9 protein-coding genes are annotated in these 18,290 nt (G+C 42.0%); 8 read left to right on the top strand and 1 reads right to left on the bottom strand.

The annotated features are described in order from the left end of the window. The first annotated feature begins 5 nt into the window (after nucleotides 1–5). The 6 genes from B3E00_RS05825 to B3E00_RS05850 all read left to right on the top strand — a co-directional run bounded on the left by B3E00_RS05825 (nucleotide 6) and on the right by B3E00_RS05850 (nucleotide 9,127). A complete protein-coding gene (locus B3E00_RS05825) occupies nucleotides 6–1,601 on the top strand; it encodes a RagB/SusD family nutrient uptake outer membrane protein (protein ID WP_293937633.1) in 1,596 nt (531 codons plus the stop codon). Nucleotides 1,602–1,721: 120 nt separating this feature from the next. Beyond that, the gene (locus B3E00_RS05830; RefSeq protein ID WP_293886647.1) at nucleotides 1,722–2,741 is read left to right on the top strand and encodes a SusE domain-containing protein; all 1,020 of its coding nucleotides are present in this window, start codon (nucleotides 1,722–1,724) and stop codon (nucleotides 2,739–2,741) included. 6 nt (nucleotides 2,742–2,747) lie between these two features. Beyond that, nucleotides 2,748–4,607, top strand: a complete 1,860-nt coding sequence (locus B3E00_RS05835) for a glycoside hydrolase family 13 protein (protein ID WP_293937636.1) — start codon at nucleotides 2,748–2,750, stop codon at nucleotides 4,605–4,607. A 32-nt stretch (nucleotides 4,608–4,639) separates the two neighbouring features. Further along, nucleotides 4,640–5,287, top strand: coding sequence for a beta-phosphoglucomutase (gene pgmB, locus B3E00_RS05840; RefSeq protein ID WP_293937638.1), 648 nt, complete (start codon nucleotides 4,640–4,642; stop codon nucleotides 5,285–5,287). A 105-nt stretch (nucleotides 5,288–5,392) separates the two neighbouring features. Continuing rightward, nucleotides 5,393–7,702 carry a family 65 glycosyl hydrolase domain-containing protein gene (locus B3E00_RS05845; RefSeq protein ID WP_293937640.1) on the top strand — a complete coding sequence of 770 codons (2,310 nt, stop codon included), beginning with the start codon at nucleotides 5,393–5,395 and terminating at the stop codon, nucleotides 7,700–7,702. Between the two features lie 99 nt (nucleotides 7,703–7,801). Next, nucleotides 7,802–9,127, top strand: coding sequence for an MFS transporter (locus B3E00_RS05850; RefSeq protein ID WP_293886641.1), 1,326 nt, complete (start codon nucleotides 7,802–7,804; stop codon nucleotides 9,125–9,127). A 136-nt stretch (nucleotides 9,128–9,263) separates the two neighbouring features. Here the strand turns inward: B3E00_RS05850 and B3E00_RS05855 are convergent, their stop codons facing one another. Continuing rightward, nucleotides 9,264–13,220, bottom strand: a complete 3,957-nt coding sequence (locus tag B3E00_RS05855) for a hybrid sensor histidine kinase/response regulator transcription factor (RefSeq protein ID WP_293937642.1) — start codon at nucleotides 13,218–13,220, stop codon at nucleotides 9,264–9,266. A 366-nt stretch (nucleotides 13,221–13,586) separates the two neighbouring features. Here B3E00_RS05855 and B3E00_RS05860 point away from each other — a divergent pair, with 366 nt between their 5' ends. Next, nucleotides 13,587–16,571 (top strand): SusC/RagA family TonB-linked outer membrane protein, encoded by a 2,985-nt coding sequence (locus B3E00_RS05860; RefSeq protein ID WP_293937645.1) that lies wholly within the window; start codon nucleotides 13,587–13,589, stop codon nucleotides 16,569–16,571. Nucleotides 16,572–16,651: 80 nt separating this feature from the next. Continuing rightward, nucleotides 16,652–18,223: a RagB/SusD family nutrient uptake outer membrane protein gene (locus tag B3E00_RS05865; RefSeq protein WP_293886638.1), complete on the top strand. Its 1,572-nt coding sequence runs from the start codon at nucleotides 16,652–16,654 to the stop codon at nucleotides 18,221–18,223. The last annotated feature ends 67 nt before the right edge of the window (nucleotides 18,224–18,290 follow it).

Consider the following 18,290-nt stretch of genomic DNA (forward strand, 5'->3'; position numbering starts at 1 on the left):
TGACAATGAAAAATTTAAATAAATATATAGGCGTTTGCTTGCTTGCTGTCGCATTGAGCAGCTGCCACAAGGATTTGGACTTAAAACCGACCAACGATGTTACCGCAGATGTTGCTTATAAGGATTTTCAGGGGTACACTTCCTCTTTTGCAAGATTATATGGATCATTGACCCTCACCAGTACTTCGGGACCTAATAATTCCGATCTGGGTGGATTGGATGCCGGCACGTCTGATTTTTTGCGTCTTTTTTGGAATGCACAAGAACTGACAACGGATGAGGCTGCTTGTGCATGGCTGAATGACCCAGGCATCAGTGGGTTAGATTATCTGAATTTTGATGACAGCAATCCTATGCTGCGGGGCCTTTATACGCGTTGTGTTTATAGTGCCACACTCGTTAACGAATTCTTAAGAGAGAGTACAGATGCTAAATTGGCTGAAAGAGGTATCTCGGACACTGATAAAGAGGAGATTGCTTATTATCGCGCTGAAGCGAGATTTTTGCGGGCTTATAACTATTGGGTACTCCTTGATTTATTTGGCAATCCCCCATTTGTAACCGAGGAAACCCCTGTTGGTAAAGTTTCTCCACCGCAGATTAAAAGGCCTGAGCTTTTTGCGTATGTGGAGAAAGAGCTATTGGAAGTAGCAGGTCAGCTAAAAGCTCCGAAACAGAATGTCTATGGTCGTGTGGATCAGGCGGCAGCCTGGGGATTGTTGGCTCGCTTATACCTCAATGCTGAAGTGTATTTGGGAGCAGGTAATAAGAAATATACTGAAGCGATTACGTATTCGGAAAAAGTTTTGAATTCGAACTATAGTTTGGGCAGCAATTACCGGGAGCTGTTTTATGCAGACAATGACGTGAACAATCCGGAATTTATTTTTTACCTGCCTTACGATGGGACCAAGACGCAGAGCAAAGGCGGGACAACATATCTAATCAATGCGGCGATAGATGCGACAATGAATCCGACATCTTTCGGTGTACCGGGTGGAGGTTGGGCCGGAAATCGCACTCGTGATAATATTGCGACTATTTTTGGTGATTATTCTGGCGAAACAGATAAACGTGCCATGTTTCATTTAAATACAAGTGTTAAAATTGAAGATATCGCTGTTTATAAACAGGGATTGGCAGTTACCAAATTCCGTAATGTGAACAAGGATGGTAAAACTGCTCCTCCAGCGGCCGAAGGTTTCGTGGCATCTGTTGACTTTCCGTTGATCCGTTTGGGAGAAATGAACCTGATCTATGCAGAGGCAACTTTACGGGGCGGTGCTGGTGGTACTGTGGCGAAAGCACTCGACTATGTAAACAAATTGCGTGTGCGTGCCTATGACAACAACAGTGGCAACTTGGCTAACCTTTCGTTAGATGGTATTTTAAATGAACGTGTGAAAGAATTATACTGGGAAGGATTTAGACGTTCGGATTTGATCCGTTATGGCAAATTTACAGGTGATAATTATCTCTGGCCTTTTAAGGGTGGTGTGCTCGCAGGCCAGGCAGTTGCTGGGTATAGAACACTGTTCCCACTTCCCGCTTCGGATATTATTGCGAACGCGAACCTGGTACAAAACCCAGGATATAATTAATCAATTCCTGTAATAGACAATTGTTGACTGATGAAACTGGGCAATACAGATTGGTCTGCGCATAAGCGGCTGACGATTGAACCTTGCTTTCATCAGCTATTGAAAATATAAATCAAACAGATGAAAATTAGACACTATATTGGAATTCTGCTGCTACTTATGGTGGCATTCCAGAGTTGTAAAAAAGACGAGACCCGCGCCATATTGGCGAGCGGTGAGGGCATACAGCCAGCCAGTTTAAGCCTCGATAAAAATGACATCGCCTTATCAAAAGATAATGCAGGCGATACGGTGCTGCACCTTGCAGTAGTGCCCGCTGATTTTGGATTTCAGGCAGCGGTAACGAATGTACTTCAGTTTGGACTTAAAGGGGACAATTTTAAAACTGTGAAGGAAGTGGTCATTCCTAGTGGTCGTACCGCGCTAGGTTTTACAGGTTATGAACTGAATAGCTATTTACTCGCTCTTGGCGTTCCAACAGGAACAGTATCGGAATTTGATGTACGTCTCAAGTCGAGTATTAATTCGAAAATTACAGTAGTGTATTCGGCTTTAGCTGGCTTGAAGGCGATCCCTTTTGCTTCGACTAGCTATTTGTATGTTCCGGGATCTTATCAGGGATGGGATCCGACCACTGCTGAATCAATTGTATCACCGACAAGTAATGGGATTTATACTGGAATAATTAGTTTTCCGGAAGAAAATTCAGAATTTAAGATCACGACTGAACGTAACTGGGCGAATTCCTATGGACAGACTGCAGATGGTAAGCTCGCTTTTAATGGTGGAGGTAATTTAAAAGCTCCACGTGCCGGTAATCTTGAATTGGAAGTAAATACAACAGCCAACACCATTTCTTACAAAGACCATAGCTGGGGTATTATTGGTAGTGCCTCACCGAAGGGATGGGATGCCGATACGGATATGAAATACGATAACGCCAATCAGGTTTGGAAACTCACAGTAAGCTTGACTGCAGGCGAGATTAAATTTCGTAAAAACCACGACTGGGGAACCAATTTTGGTGGTGCAAATGGAACACTAGCCGCTGGTGGCGCAAATATCGCTGTTGCCAGCGCGGGTACCTACGATATTGTGTTGAATTTAAATGCAAATACCTATACGTTGACAAAAAAATAGTAGCTCATGTTAAAAGTAAAGAGAAAGATTGCCCTAGTATTCTTGGCGCTAACACTTGTAGGATGTATCCCTCTAATGGGGCAGTCCATACAACGCGTAGAACCCTTAAACTGGTGGGTAGGCATGGAAAATCCAAACTTGCAGCTCGTTGTCTATGGGCCCCAAATAGGTAAAAGCGAGGTAGAGGTAGAGGATAAAGGTATAGAGCTTGTTAAGGTCAATCGTGTAGAAAATCCCAACTACCTGTTTTTGGATGTCAAGGTAGCTGCCTCGGCCAAACCAGGATGGTCAACGTTTACCTTTCGTCAAGGAAAGAAGAAACTGACCCATCGTTATGAGTTGAAGCAAAGAGATCAAAAAGTAAAAGCGCAAGGCGTGAACAGTTCCGATTTGATCTACCTGATCATGCCCGATCGTTTTGCCAATGGAAATAGAGCAAATGATCAGGTGAAGGGCATGTTGGATATGAGCTTAAACCGCGATTCGATGTATCTGCGTCATGGTGGTGATCTCGAAGGTATTATCGGTAAACTGGATTACCTACACGATCTTGGCGTGACATCGTTGTGGTTGACACCCGTGTTGACCAATGATATGCCACAGGCTTCTTATCATGGGTATGCCAATACCGAAACCTATCATATCGATCCGCGTTTTGGTAGCAACGATACTTATGTACAATTGGCCGACGAACTGCATAAACGTCAGATGAAATTGATCTTTGATGTGGTACCTAATCATATAGGGAGTTATCATTGGACAGTGAAGGATAAACCGATGGCTGACTGGCTCAATGAATGGCCGACCTACACGCAGACTTCCTACAAAGACCAAACTGTTTTTGATCCCTATGCATCTGCAGACGACAAAAAGAAAATGGTCAAAGGATGGTTTGTTCCCACAATGCCCGATATGAATGAGCAGAATCCTTATGTTCAAAATTATTTGACGCAAAGTCATATCTGGTGGATAGAGACCGCGGCAATAGATGGATTCCGCATCGACACCTATCCGTATAATGATCTTGATTTTATGAGTCAATGGACAGACCGCATCCTGCAGGAGTATCCAAAATTCACCTTTTTTGGTGAAACGTGGGTCCATGGTGTTGCTAATCAAGCTTATTTCCTAGGCGGGAAGCGGGTTGGCCAAGATGTGGATTCCAAGTTGATGGGAGTAACAGATTTTCAACTTAACTATGCTATAGGGGAGGCCCTTAACCAAAAGACCGAATGGACTACAGGTGTGAATAAATTGTATGCAACTTTGGCTTCCGACTATCAGTATCCGCAACCTGAGCGTAATGTACTTTTCCTGGACAATCACGATAAAGATCGCTTTTTCTCCGTCGTTGGGGAAAATGTGCAGAAGTACAAATCGGCACTGGCCTGGCTGATGACGACTAGAGGTATTCCACAGTTATACTATGGAGCGGAGATTCTGATGAAAAATTTCTCCAATCCCGATGGTTTGCTAAGGGAAGACTTTCAAGGTGGTTTTGTGGGCGACAAAAGGAATAAGTTTAGCCCCGAAGGCCGGACTAAGGCAGAGCAGGATATGTGGACTTTTGTTCAAACGCTAGCCAATTATCGTAAAAAGCATACTGTATTACAGACTGGTAAAACGATGCAGTATGTGCCCGAAGATGGCGTGTATGTGTATTTCCGCTACAACGAACAACAGACGGTTATGGTAGTCATGAATTGCAATGATACCACCAAGACACTCAAATTGGACCGCTTTAGGGAGAGAAACAATAACGTAAAGTCGTATTTGGACATTATCCGAAAAGAAGAAACCATTCCGGTAGGCAATATCCTACAATTGGGAGCTTATGAGACTAGGGTTTTTGAGCTTAAGTTTTAACATAAATAAAATTCTATAGAATTCATTTTTCAATGATTAATTATAATAATGTAAAGGCCGTAATATTCGATTTGGACGGTGTGTTGGTGGATACAGCAGTCTACCATTTTGAAGCGTGGCATCGATTAGCGGAAGGCTTGGGCTATTCGTTCAGCACGGTTGACAACGAACAGCTGAAAGGTGTGAGTCGCGTTGAATCTCTGGAGCTGATTTTGAAATGGGCTGGACTGGAGAAGTCTAAAAGCGAAAAAGAAGCATTGCTGCAGCAGAAAAATGATTGGTATCTGGAATTGATCGATCAGCTTAGTCCAGTACATTTACTTTCGGGAAGTTTGGAACTATTGCAAAAACTGCGGGAAAGAGGAATTAAAATTGCTCTTGGTTCGGCAAGTAAAAATGCGTTGGGCATTCTTGAAAAAACCGGAATTGTCGGTTATTTCGATGCCTTGATTGATGGGAATGCTGTTCAGCTTTCCAAACCTAATCCCGAAGTTTTTTTAAAAGGCGCCGACGCATTGGGGATAGCGGCATCAGCATGTTTGGTGTTGGAAGACGCCCAGGCTGGGATCGATGCCGCTAGGGCAGCTGGCATGCAGGTTATCGGTATCGGAGAAGCCGAAAACCTCAAAGGAGCAGATTTGGTCGTAGCTGACTTAGGGAGATTAATAGAGAAATTTTAGATTAAACCAGCAAATTACCTTTTGACAACGGTAAATGAATCGCGTTAAAAATAACGCAAGGATTTTTTACACTGGAGTTCAGGAGGTGTTGAAAACAAGAAATCAATGAAGACATATATCAAACATAACCCTTGGCAGATTATTGAGGATACGTTTCATCCGGAGCATAATGAATTTTCGGAAAGTATCTTTGCTATTGGCAACGGTCGGATGGGGCAAAGGGCTAATTTTGAAGAAGAATTCAGTGGAAAATCATTACAGGGATCTTATTTGGCGGGAATTTATTATCCCGACAAAACGCGTGTGGGCTGGTGGAAAAATGGGTATCCAGAATACTTCGCCAAGGTCATTAATTCTGTGGACTGGATTGGCCTGGATATCCGAATTAACGGACAAGTGCTTGATTTAGCCAAAATAAATGTCAAATCTTTTGAACGCCGCCTCGATATGCAGCAGGGTGTTCTATACCGTAGCTTTGTTGTTGAAATGGCAGATGGTGCTCAGATTAAAATCCAGGCAAGCCGGATGTATCACTTGTTTGCTTCTGAAACGGCATCTTTGCAATACAGCATAGCGGCACTTTCGGGCGATGTTACGCTCGAGGTTGTGTCGCGTTTAAATGCACAGGTGATTAACCGGGATAGCAACTACGATGAAAAATTCTGGGAAAGCATTGACCAGGGAAAGTCTGGGCTTGGTGTTTTTGTAGCTGCCCGAACCAAGAAAACTGGTTTTGAAGTTTATGCGATGCTCGAGACCACTGTAAGCACCGGGTCAGTGGTACGATCAGCAGACGAAACGGTAACGCGCCCAGGCTGTATGGCAGAAGTCTACACTCTTAATCTCCCCAAATCACACATTTGTAGGATAGAGAAGCGTGTCGCCATTGTTACTTCACAAAATCATTCGGTTGCTCAATTGCAGGAAGTTGTTCAGGATCATTTGCAGACACTAAAACAATTTGATTTTGATGAGTTGAAGGAAAAGCAAGCGGCCGCATGGCACGTGATATGGTCAGAAAGTGATATTGAAATCAGTGGTGATGTTGCTGCACAGCAAGCCATAAGGTATAATATTTTCCAGTTGAATCAAACTTATACGGGTGAAGACGAGCGACTTAATATTGGGCCAAAAGGATTTACGGGAGAGAAGTATGGCGGTGTTACTTATTGGGATACCGAAGCATACTGCATCCCATTTTACCTTGCGACGCAATCGCCAACGATCGCACGTAATTTGTTGATTTATCGTCATCAGCAATTGGATAAGGCTATTGAAAATGCCGCAAAACTGGGCTTTGGGCATGGGGCAGCCCTCTACCCCATGGTTACGATCAATGGGGAGGAGTGTCATAACGAATGGGAGATCACCTTTGAAGAAATCCACCGCAATGCAGCCATTGCGTTTGCAATCTACAATTATGTGCGTTATACGGGTGATGAGGCATATATTTGGTCGCACGGACTGGAGGTTTTGGTTGCAATTAGCCGATTTTGGGCACAGCGCATCAATTGGAGTGCTGAACGTGAGCAATATGTGATGTTGGGGGTGACTGGACCAAATGAGTACGAGAATAATGTAAATAACAACTGGTATACCAATCGTATGGCTACTTGGTGTCTGGAATATACACTAGAATGTTTAGAAAAATTGGCCCAGCAGCAATCCGACGTGGTGAGCGCAATGGAAGCGAAGTTGGAAATTAGACTGGAAGAGCAGCAAAAATGGCGGCATATTATTGCCAAGATGTACTACCCTTTTGATGCGAAACGAAACGTGTATTTGCAGCAAGATGGCTTTCTGGACAAAGAGCTGATTCCTGTGGTACAACTTGATCCGTTGCAACGTCCGATCAACCAGCACTGGAGCTGGGATAGGATTCTACGTTCCTGTTATATCAAACAGGCCGATGTATTGCAGGGTTTGTATTTTCTTGAAGATCAATTCGATGTGGACACTATCGGTCGGCATTTTGAATTTTATGAGCCATTGACCGTGCATGAGAGCTCACTTTCTCCCTGTGTACATGCGATATTGGCGGCTAAACTCAATAAAGCGGAAAAAGCATATGAGTTTTACCTACGGACTTCACGTCTGGACCTGGATGATTACAACAACGATACCGAAGATGGTCTGCACATTACCTCGATGGCCGGTACTTGGATGACGATTGTGGAAGGTTTTGCGGGTATGCGAATCAAGGACGGAAAATTGTATCTGAACCCAATGTTGCCCAACGAATGGGAAGGCTATAAATTCCGGGTATTGTTTCGCGGCGCGACATTGTTGATTGCTGTAGATCGGGTTGGTTATTCGATCGATAATATCAGTGATACTGCAGCGCATATCCAGACCGTAACTGGGGCTTTCGTGTTAGCTGGAAAATGTAGCATTCGGGTGTCGAACGATCGGTAAATCAATATTTTCAGCAGCTTAGAAAAGGATTCTTATGCTGCTGAATCGCGATTAAATGATAATTAAATTGTATTTTGTGTTAAATTTTGATAGCCTATTATGGGAAAAAAACCTGAATTAAACATAAGCCAGGTCATCAATATGAGTTTTGGATTTTTGGGGATACAAATGGGGTTTGCGCTTCAGAACGGCAATGCTTCGCGTATTCTTCAAACCTTTGGTGCCGATGTGGAGCACTTGTCTTTATTCTGGCTCGCGGCGCCAATAACGGGTATGATTGTTCAGCCCATCGTTGGCCATTATAGCGATCGAACCTGGAATAGGTTGGGACGTCGTCGCCCGTATATTTTGGTGGGTGCCCTGTTAACTACCCTGACGTTATTTTTAATGCCTAATGCGGCATTATTTACCACGATGCTGGCACCACTTTGGATAGGAGCGGGGTTATTGATGTTTATGGATGCTTCTATTAACGTCACGATGGAGCCATTTAGGGCCCTGATCGGCGATAATTTACCAAGTAGTCAACGGAGTGTAGGATTTTCGGTACAGACTTTTTTAATCGGTGTCGGAGCTGTTTTAGGATCGTTGCTTCCGTTTATATTGACGAAGTATTTTGATGTGGCAGGAACTTCGGAAGTGGGGCAGGTACCAAGCAATGTTATCTACTCATTTTATTTAGGTGGCTTTGTACTGCTTTTGTCAGTATTATGGTCTGTATTCAAAACTAAAGAGTATTCGCCAACAGAACTTCAGTCTTTTTCAGATGCTATTTCAATAGACCAGGCATCTGCGCCTAAATTTGGTTTGCGATCTATTGCGAGTGATATCGGCAAAATGCCCCTGATTATGCGCAAGTTGGGCTGGGTGCAGTTTTTCTCCTGGTTTGCACTTTTTATGATGTGGGTATATACAACTCCAGCGATTGCAGATTCGGTCTTTTATCTTCGAGAAGGAAGTCGGCAGGATCTTTATATGGAGGCCGCCAATTGGGTGGGGGTACTCTTCGGTATTTACAATGGCGTGTCGGCCCTTTATGCCTTGTTTATTCCGCGGATCGCTAAACGTTTAGGTCGTAGTAAAACCCACGCCCTGGGCCTTTCCGTTGGCGGACTTTCGCTCATTTCGTTATTCCTGATCAGAGATGCTAATTTATTGATTGTTCCGATGATCGGCATTGGTATAGCTTGGGGTAGTATTTTAGCAATGCCCTATGCCATTTTAAGCGATCATTTGCCCGCTGGTAAAATGGGAGTTTATATGGGACTGTTCAATTTCTTCATTACGCTGCCTCAGATTGTGTGTGGTTTTTTTGGTGGAATGATCATCAAATATTTATTTCATAGCCAATCCATCTATGGCCTGTTGTTAGCCGGAGTATTTATGTTGCTGGCAGCATTCTTTGTTCCTAAGAGTAAACAGTAAGGTGTTATCGTAGACGTATAGGGCGTTTTGCGTCTACGATTTTTTGTCCTTCTTTCGAGCCTTCCATTCAAATTGTTACGGATGGCAGGTTTTACTCCATCGGTAAATCTTGATGGTGGTACTAAAAGGACGTTCATTACTTAGCGTTTTCAACAATGTAACTGCTCGGCGACATGCCATAATGCTTATTGAAGTCTCTTGAGAAATTGGATTGTACGGTATAACCTACCATAATTGCTATTTGGCTAATGTTGTACTCTTTCTGGGTAAGCAGTTCTGCGGCCTTTTTCAATCGAGAAATATTGATCAATTCATTGGGGGTGAGATCGGATAGCCCTTTAATTTTACGGTAAAGGGTTGGGCGGCTCATATGCATCAGTTTGGCAAGTCCATCCACATTGAGATCTATCACTGAAATATTTTCATAAATTACAGTATTGAGCTGGCTGATAAAGTCTTTGTCGGGTGCCGATACATTGATATCCATTAAGTTGGATCCAGAAGAATTGGTCATATAATTCTGGATAATTTTGCGGTTCTTGAGGATATTACGTATTTGTACCATAAGGAATTCGAGCGAGAAGGGTTTTTCGATGTAAGCATCAGCACCATTTTTTAACCCTTGAATCTTTGAATCGAGCGCATTTTTTGCAGTCAGAAAAATCACGGGAATGTGGCTGTAGAGGATGTCTGTTTTAATGCGTTTGCATAGTGCAAGTCCATCCATAATCGGCATCATAATATCAGTTAGTACGAGTTGCACATTCTCTTTGTCTAAAATTTCGAGCGCTTCAGCGCCATTACCAGCTCGTAAAATTGTGTAACTTGATTTTAATTCCTTATTGAGGTAAGCCATTATTTCTTTATTATCTTCAACGAGCAGGATTACCGGTTTTTCCTCTTGTTGCTCATCTGCTTTACCAATGAATACATGCTCGTCAAAATCCTCCTGAAATGATTGGATATCCAGGGATTGTTCCTGAAAGATAGGGACGGAGAGCAAAAATATATTGCGGTTTTCTTCCATATGAACAAGAGATAATGTTCCTTGATGCAGTTCGACCAAAGAACGGGAAAGGGGCAGGCCAATTCCTGTTCCGGTATCTTTGTCGGATTCGTTTAGTCGATAAAAGGGTTCAAAAATTTTTTCTTTTTTCTCAAAGGGTATAAGGAGACCATCATTTTTAAATTCAATATTGAACATAATGTCATCGCTATTGAATGGAAGCAGTTTGACATAGACTTCTTGCTCCGCGTATTTTATTGCATTGTGGATGAGGTTTGTAAATACTTTTCGAATGGCCTCTTCATCTACATAGGCTGTGAGACTGATACGTGGAAGGCTGAGATCATAGCGTAAATGTTTGTCTTTGGCTAGGTAATTGAAATCGTGAAATACCTCGGCTAGAAGGGTATTGATGTCAGTTTTTGTAAAGATAAGGCTCATATTGTTGGTTTCTGCTTTTCTAAAATCCAGTAACTGGTTGGTGAGGCGAATTAATCGCGTTGTATTTTTTTCGATCAGGGCAAGGTCTTGAGCCGTCTCCTGATCGGTGAATTTTTGATTATTTATTATTTTCTCCAGGGGCATTTTGATTAAGGTGAGCGGGGTACGAATCTCATGAGCGAGGTTCGTAAAAAACTCTAGCTTGAGTGTGTATATTTCCTGCTCTTTTTTCCGTTCGAAGCTATCCATCTTTTGCGCATTATTGGCCTTTAAAAGCAGTAGGTAATAGCGTAATACCAGCAGTGTAATTGTACCAAATGTCAGAAAATAGAGCACGTATGCCCAGCGAGACAGCCACCAGGGGGGCGAAACAATGATGCGCAGTTTTTTTTCGGCGGGATTCCAAACCCTATTATTGTTTGCACCTCTGAACTTAAAGATATACGTCCCTGGCGGAAGTTTATTGTAATAGATTTTTTGATTCCCTGTAATATCGGTCCACTCTTTGTCGTAACCTTCCATGATATACCGATAGGCGTTGCTTTTTGGTGAAGCAAAACTTAACGCTGTAATATTAAAGCTAATATTGGATCTGTCGTAGGTCAGTTGGATTTCTTTTGCTATGGAGATGGATTCTTTTAGTATCCCATTTTCACGAACAGCTATGTTTGCATTGTTGATTTGAATGCCACTAATAAATATTGGGGGGACAAAGTTGTTCTTAATGGATTTTGTAGGGTTGAAACTTACCATTCCTTTTATAGTTCCGAAATATAAAGTCCCGTCATTATCCTTGAAAGCTGAATTATAATTAAATTGATCTGCGGGAAGTCCATCTCTGGATGTGTAAATGATCCTACGAGGCACTCCTTCATCTAATCTGACCAGACCACCGCCGGTAGATATCCAAATGCTTTTGTTGTCATCTTCCAGCACCTTAAATACTTGATTGGAAGGTAATCCCGATTCGGTCAGATAATTGGTAAATCGACCATCCCGGCGGTATTTTGAAAGGCCGCTTTCTGTACAAAACCATAAGTTTTTTTTGCTGTCTTCAAATAGGCCATTGACATAATTATTGACGAGTGAATTTTTGTTGCCTTGTTCAGACAGTAACTGCTGAATTTTTCCCGAACTGTGGTTATAGCTGTAGACGCCGCTTCCATAGGTATTGATCCAGAATATACCCTCTTCGTCTTCATAAATACCTTGTATCCATGCAGTAATAGGGAGGAGGTCAAAACGGTCACGAGTTTTATTGTAGACATATAAGGCGCGATCGGTTCCTACAAATAGGTGATTGTCTCTGGATTTATAGAGGCAAACGGCAAAGCTGCTTTGTAATGGTCCATCACCAATGCGGTCATAATGCTTTTTTAATTTTCCTGTTCTTACGTCCAGAATGTCAATACCATGAGTTGTGGAACCTACCCAAAGGTCGTTGCCGACAGTTGCCAAACCGTGAACGTTATTATGCGCAATACTTCCCTGTGTGCCATTCGCAACAAAGTGCTGAATCTGGTTTGTTTGCGCATCTATCTTATTTAGACCGCCATCTTCTGTTCCTATCCAGAAATTTCCATCGTGATCTTTGGTGATATCGTGCACGATATTGCCTGACAGGGCAGATTTTCCAAATCCGGATAAATACTTTTTGAAATTATCAAATTGGTTGCTGTATTGGTTAAAACCACCAAAATATGTTCCAAACCAAATATTGCCTTCCCGATCGCGATAGAAATTTAAGATCGCATTGTCCGATATGGCAAATGGGTTGAGCAGATCTTTTTTAATGTGTTGGATCTGTCCTGTGTGGATGTCAAATGTATATATTCCAGTTTCTGTTCCGATCCAATATACTGATGCTGTCTGTTGAATAATGCAGTTTGCCTGGATAACTTTGTTAGGGTAATGGTTTGAAAATAAATTTTTTAATGTTCCATTTTTGAAGTCAAAGAGATAGGCCGAATTGATCGTCCCAATCATCAGTAGCGAATCGTTGATTGCATAGACGGTTTTGGTATTTGCTAGCGCTCGCCGATCGATCTTTTTGAGATCGACATTGACAAATTTATGGGTGCTAACCTGATATCGTTGTATTGTACTATTGTTGTCTGCGATCCACAGCCCCCCTTTCTTACTGCTGGTGATAGCTACCAGCGCAGTTTTGTTATGATCACATGTCGTAATTTCTTTTGTTGCGGAACTATAACGGTAAAGTTTGCCATTGGAAAGCAACCAGATAAATCCTGCATATTCGTGTAGGGCATTTACTTCACCGATTGGTATACCCTTGAATGGTTTGAAATTTTCTTTTGCGGGATCGTAACAGTAAGTACCGCGAGTCGTTCCCACCCACAGGACGCCTTTGCTGTCGGTGAGCATACTTAAGATAGAAGAGCTTCCGATGCTTGTCGAATCTGAAGCATTGTGTCTAAATATCTTAAATTGATTGCCATCGAAACGATTGAGGCCATTTCTTGTACCGAGCCATAGAAAGCCCTGACTATCCTGTGTAATACACTTGACGGAACTATTCGAGAGTCCATCGTTTGTTTGATAATTTTTAAAATAGATGGATTGTGCCCGCCCGTGGATACACGCTAGGAAGGTATATAAAATTAATATGGTGGTTATTCTTTTCAAAATTGATTACGTTCAACTAAAAATAGTCAATTAAAAGATAAAAAAGCATTTTACTGATACGCTTTGATATAAAATTGAGACGCTGTGATTGGACGAGCTACTGAGATTTGTGCATTTTTATATCAAGATAATAACCAAATATAAACGTATGTTGTGCCCAAGAATTATGACAGGTAGAGCCTGTGCCCCTATGCGAACCAATATTTCTATGATTTTGCCTCACAGACTCGTTGATGCAACAGTCGGCCAAGTAAACGTTCATTTTGGATGAGTTTTAACATCTATCAATAGCATTAAATCACTTAATATGAGCTGTGCATCATACATGCACGACATAAATCAATTAAACCACTAATCAAAAAGCGTATGAAAAATAAACTACTTGCACAATGCGCAATGACACTTACATTTCTGCTTGTATCTTTTATTGCATTTGCCCAGACGAAAGTCTTAAAGGGGAAGGTTGTGGATGAAACACAGGGTCCATTGGCAGGAGCTACAATCAAGGTAAAAGGAGGGACTGCCGCTACAACAACAGACACAGAAGGTGTCTTTACATTGACTGTTCCCGAAGATGCTAAATCACTGGAAGTCTCTTTTATCGGATATAGTTTAAAAGAAGTGCCTATTGTAGGAAATGAAGTTACTGTAGCTTTGGAACCTAGTGCTGGTCAGGGCCTAGAAGAAGTTGTGGTGATCGGTTATGGTACCGCGAGGAAAAAGGATCTAACGGGATCTATGGTCACTATTGGCGCTAAAAATTTTAATAAAGGAATCATGACAAGTCCTGATCAACTGATACAGGGAAAGACGCCCGGTGTGATGGTAATTAATAATACGGGGCAACCTGGCGGGTCAACAACAGTACGTATCCGTGGGAACTCATCGATCCGGGCAAGTAACAATCCGTTGTTTGTACTTGACGGTGTACCTATGTCCGGCAATTCGCCGCTGCCCGAGGGGAGAGGAGGTTTTTCTTCCGATAGGGGAAATCCGTTGACCTATTTGAATCCAGGTGATATCGCGAGCATGGATATTCTTAAAGATGCTTCGGCGACCGCCATCTACGGTTCTCGGGGTGCAAACGGGGTTGTCATTATTTCAACGAAAAGGGGGAAAGTAGGGCAACCTGAGGTTTCTGTAGGAGCGTCTGCAGGTGTTTCAACTATGCGGGAATATCCCGACGTATTGGATGCTGGTCGATTTAGAGAAGCGCTAAATTATTATACGCCATCTGAAGTTGCAAATGCTGATTTTGGTGGCAATGAGGATGCTTTTAAGGCGATCACACGAAAAGCGATCACGCAAAATTACTATGCTGATGTAGCAGGTGGAACCGAATATGGAAAATATCGTCTTTCGGGTGGATATTTAAATCAAAACGGTATTATTCGTGGATCACAACTGAAGAAATATACAGCTAATTTTAACGGTAATTTCCGTTTTCTGGAAAACAAACGATTGGGATTGGATTTTGCAGTCTTTTTGACGCAGATGGACAATCGGTATTCGCCGATCAATGCGATGGTGGGTTCGGAAGGAAATGTGATCTCTCAGGCCTTACAGTGGAATCCAACACGTCCCTTAAGAGACGATCAAGGCAATTTAACATTTGTTAGTTCAACAACACGAAACCCCTTAACGAGTATTGAAGCCTTTAAAGATTTGGCAACAACGAATACCATGGTGATCAACTTGGCGCCATACTATAAAATTACAGACGATTTGGAATATCGCTTTATTTATAGTGCGATGCGACAAACTGGAAATCGCCAAGGGATGTACCGCGCAGGACTTATTGATCCTTCAGCTGTAAACAATGAGCAGGCCTTTATTTCAAATAATGGAGAAACCAACTTACAAATGACGCATATGCTCTCCTACAATAAACAAATCAATTCAGATTGGAGTGTCAATGCGGTAGCAGGTTATGAGTATTTGGATTATAACTATAATAATAACATATCCTTTGGCGGAGGTTTTCGTTATATGGGATTAGATTATTTTGACTACCTACAATATACACCTGTTTCCACACGTGAAATATCGTCGTACAGAAGTCCGACCAACCAATTGCAGTCGATGTTCGTAAGAGGGGGATTCAATTACTTGGATCGCTATTTATTGACAGCAACGGTGCGTAGAGATGGTTCTACTAAATTCGGATCAAACAACAAGTATGCTATGTTTCCTTCCCTGGCGGTAGCTTGGAACATTAATGAGGAGGAGTTTTTAAAGTCTTCCGGTTTATTTAACCAATTGAAAGTCCGTTTAGGATGGGGAAGAACAGGTAATCAAGAATTCCCTTCGGGTGCCTCGTTAAATAGATTGGTATTCGGGAACCAAAGTGTAAGCCAGGCTAATTATGGAAACGCTGACTTGAAATGGGAAACTTCCACAACGCTAAATGCAGGTATCGACTTTGGAATTTTGGGCAATCGTCTCTACGGATCAATCGACTATTTTAATAAAAAAACTACAGATGCGCTATTTGAGCAAACACTCGCACAACCGGCTCCAGCAGGACGTATATGGGTGAATTTGGACGGCGAAATTGTCAATAAAGGAGTGGAAGTAGCATTGACAGGTACTATTATCAAAAACGACAATTGGACTTGGGATTTGACTGGAAATGCTACTTTTCTTAAAAATAGTGTGAGTGGGTTGGTGGGATATTACGAAACAGGAGCGCTACGGGGGCAAGGGTTCTCAGGTGTATTGGGGCAACGTATGGTGAATGGACAGCCTCTTAATGTTTGGTACTTGGCGGATTATCAAGGGATAGACCCACAAACCGGTATGAGTATGTATCGCGGACAGGATGGAAGTATCAGTACTGCCAACGATCCTGCTATTAATAAATTTTATATGCATAGTCCAAATCCTACCACTTTACTGGGACTATCAACAAATGTAAATTACAAACAGTTTTCTTTGGCGGCCAATATGAACGGTGCTTTTGGACATTATCTATTTAACAACACAGCGGCAACAACCTTGGGACTGAGTAATTTGTCATCACGTAATATTGGATCCGCATTTTTTAACACTGGAGTTAAAGAATCTACATCCAATTCTGCAGCACCTTCTACGCGATTTCTTGAAAAAGGAGATTACTTAAAAATGGCTAATCTAACTTTAAGTTACCGTGTTGGTAATGTAGGCAGAACGCTTAAGAACTTAAATGTATCCCTAACTGGACAGAATCTTTTTATAATCACAAAGTATACTGGATTTGATCCAGAAGTGAATACCGATGGTGCAACAAATGGTATCCCATCGTTAGGTATTGAATATTTGCCGTATCCACCGGCAAGAAATGTTCTATTGGGGGTTAATTTTTCGCTTTAAGCATATACTGTAGGTCATTTGTATGAATGTCTTAAAATCGAAATGGATGAACAGATAATAAATTTAGACGGATAAAAAAGATGAAATTAAGAACTTTATTATATATCGGAATAATTGGCTCCATTGTAACAAGTACATTTTCTTGTACTAAATTAAAGGAGGAATTTAAAGGAGAATTAGAAGAGGGAACATCCAATGTGGATCCTGGAAGCTTATTGATCACTGCTTATAATTCATTGAATACACCTTATCAGCAGGAACAGCGCTGGGTGATGCAGGAAATCTCATCAGATGCCGCCATGGCTCCAACGCGTGGTGGTGACTGGGATGATAATGGTATGCATCGTGCGATCCATTTACATACCTGGAATGCAGACAATGGTTATATGAACAACACTTTCGTCAGTTTAGGGACAGCCATCTATAATGCGGGCAATGTGTTGCGGTATAATCCGAGTGCGCAGCAAGGGGCAGAAGCGAAGTTTATTCGTGCGTTGGTCATGTTTGATATGTTGGATCTCTATGGCGTAGTGCCCATCCGGGAAGGAGCCTCTTTTGAAGATTTTAGAATCGCACCAGAGGTGTTACAGCCACAGGCGGCTATTGACTATATGGTTAAGGATCTCAACGAAATTATAGCGAGTTTGCCTGCAAACGGGCCGAAAGCGGCTTATGTAGCAAACAAAAATGCTGCAAAAGCCTTGTTGATGAAAATTTATCTTAACAAAGGGACGTTTTTAAATAGACAATCGCCAGCTTTTGCGGCGGAGGATATGAATAAAGTAGTATCGCTTGCTAAGGAAATTGTCGCTACTGGTGCTTATTCAATTTCACCAAAAGGCAAATATTTTGACAATTTTGCACCTGACAACGACGAAAAGTCCACAGAGAATATTTTTACTTTGTACAATAAAAATGGAGATCGGGGTGGAAATGTGGACCGTACATGGAATACAATTGCGCATTATAATATGAATCCGGGGGGATGGAACGGTTGGTGTACCTTATCAGACTATTACGATAAATTTTCTGCATCGGATGAACGAAGGGGAATTTATTATGAATATGCAGCGGATACGACGTCCAATAAAAAGAAGGAATTTAAACGTCAAAATGTTGGTTTTTTTGCTGGGCAACAATATAATTGGAGTACAAACAAGCCATTGATGGCTAGAAATCCAGCGAACGCACCTTTAGTTTTTACACGCGAAGTAACAATCCGTACCTCAGGTGCAACGTTGGAGACAGCCGGTATTCGTCCAATGAAGTATGCTTTTGACTATGGTGTTACTGGGCAACGAAATAACGATTGGGTGGTATTTCGTTATGCTGATGTCTTGTTAATGCAAGCAGAGGCAATACTCCGAGGAGGGACAGGGACTGCTGCCGAAGCTCTTGCGCTGGTTAATGGAATTAGACTCAATCGTGGTGTAGATAATCTTACAGCCATGACGCTTGACAATTTGTTGGACGAACGTGCTCGCGAGTTATATTGGGAAGGGTGGAGAAGACAAGATTTGATTCGTTTCGGTAAGTTCTTACTGGCCTGGCAGGAAAAGGCTGCAGATGCTGATCCGAAAACTTTGGTTTATCCGATTCCAAGTCAGCAGCTTGCGGTGAATCCAAACTTGAAGCAGAATCCAGGCTATTAAGCTGAAGGACTGTTCGTAACAAACAAGGTGGCTTCATCCTAATTGTTTAATAGAAGAAGGTATTTAG

Origin of the sequence: Sphingobacterium sp. UBA5996 (assembly GCF_002429765.1) — a bacterium.
Taxonomy (GTDB): domain Bacteria; phylum Bacteroidota; class Bacteroidia; order Sphingobacteriales; family Sphingobacteriaceae; genus Sphingobacterium.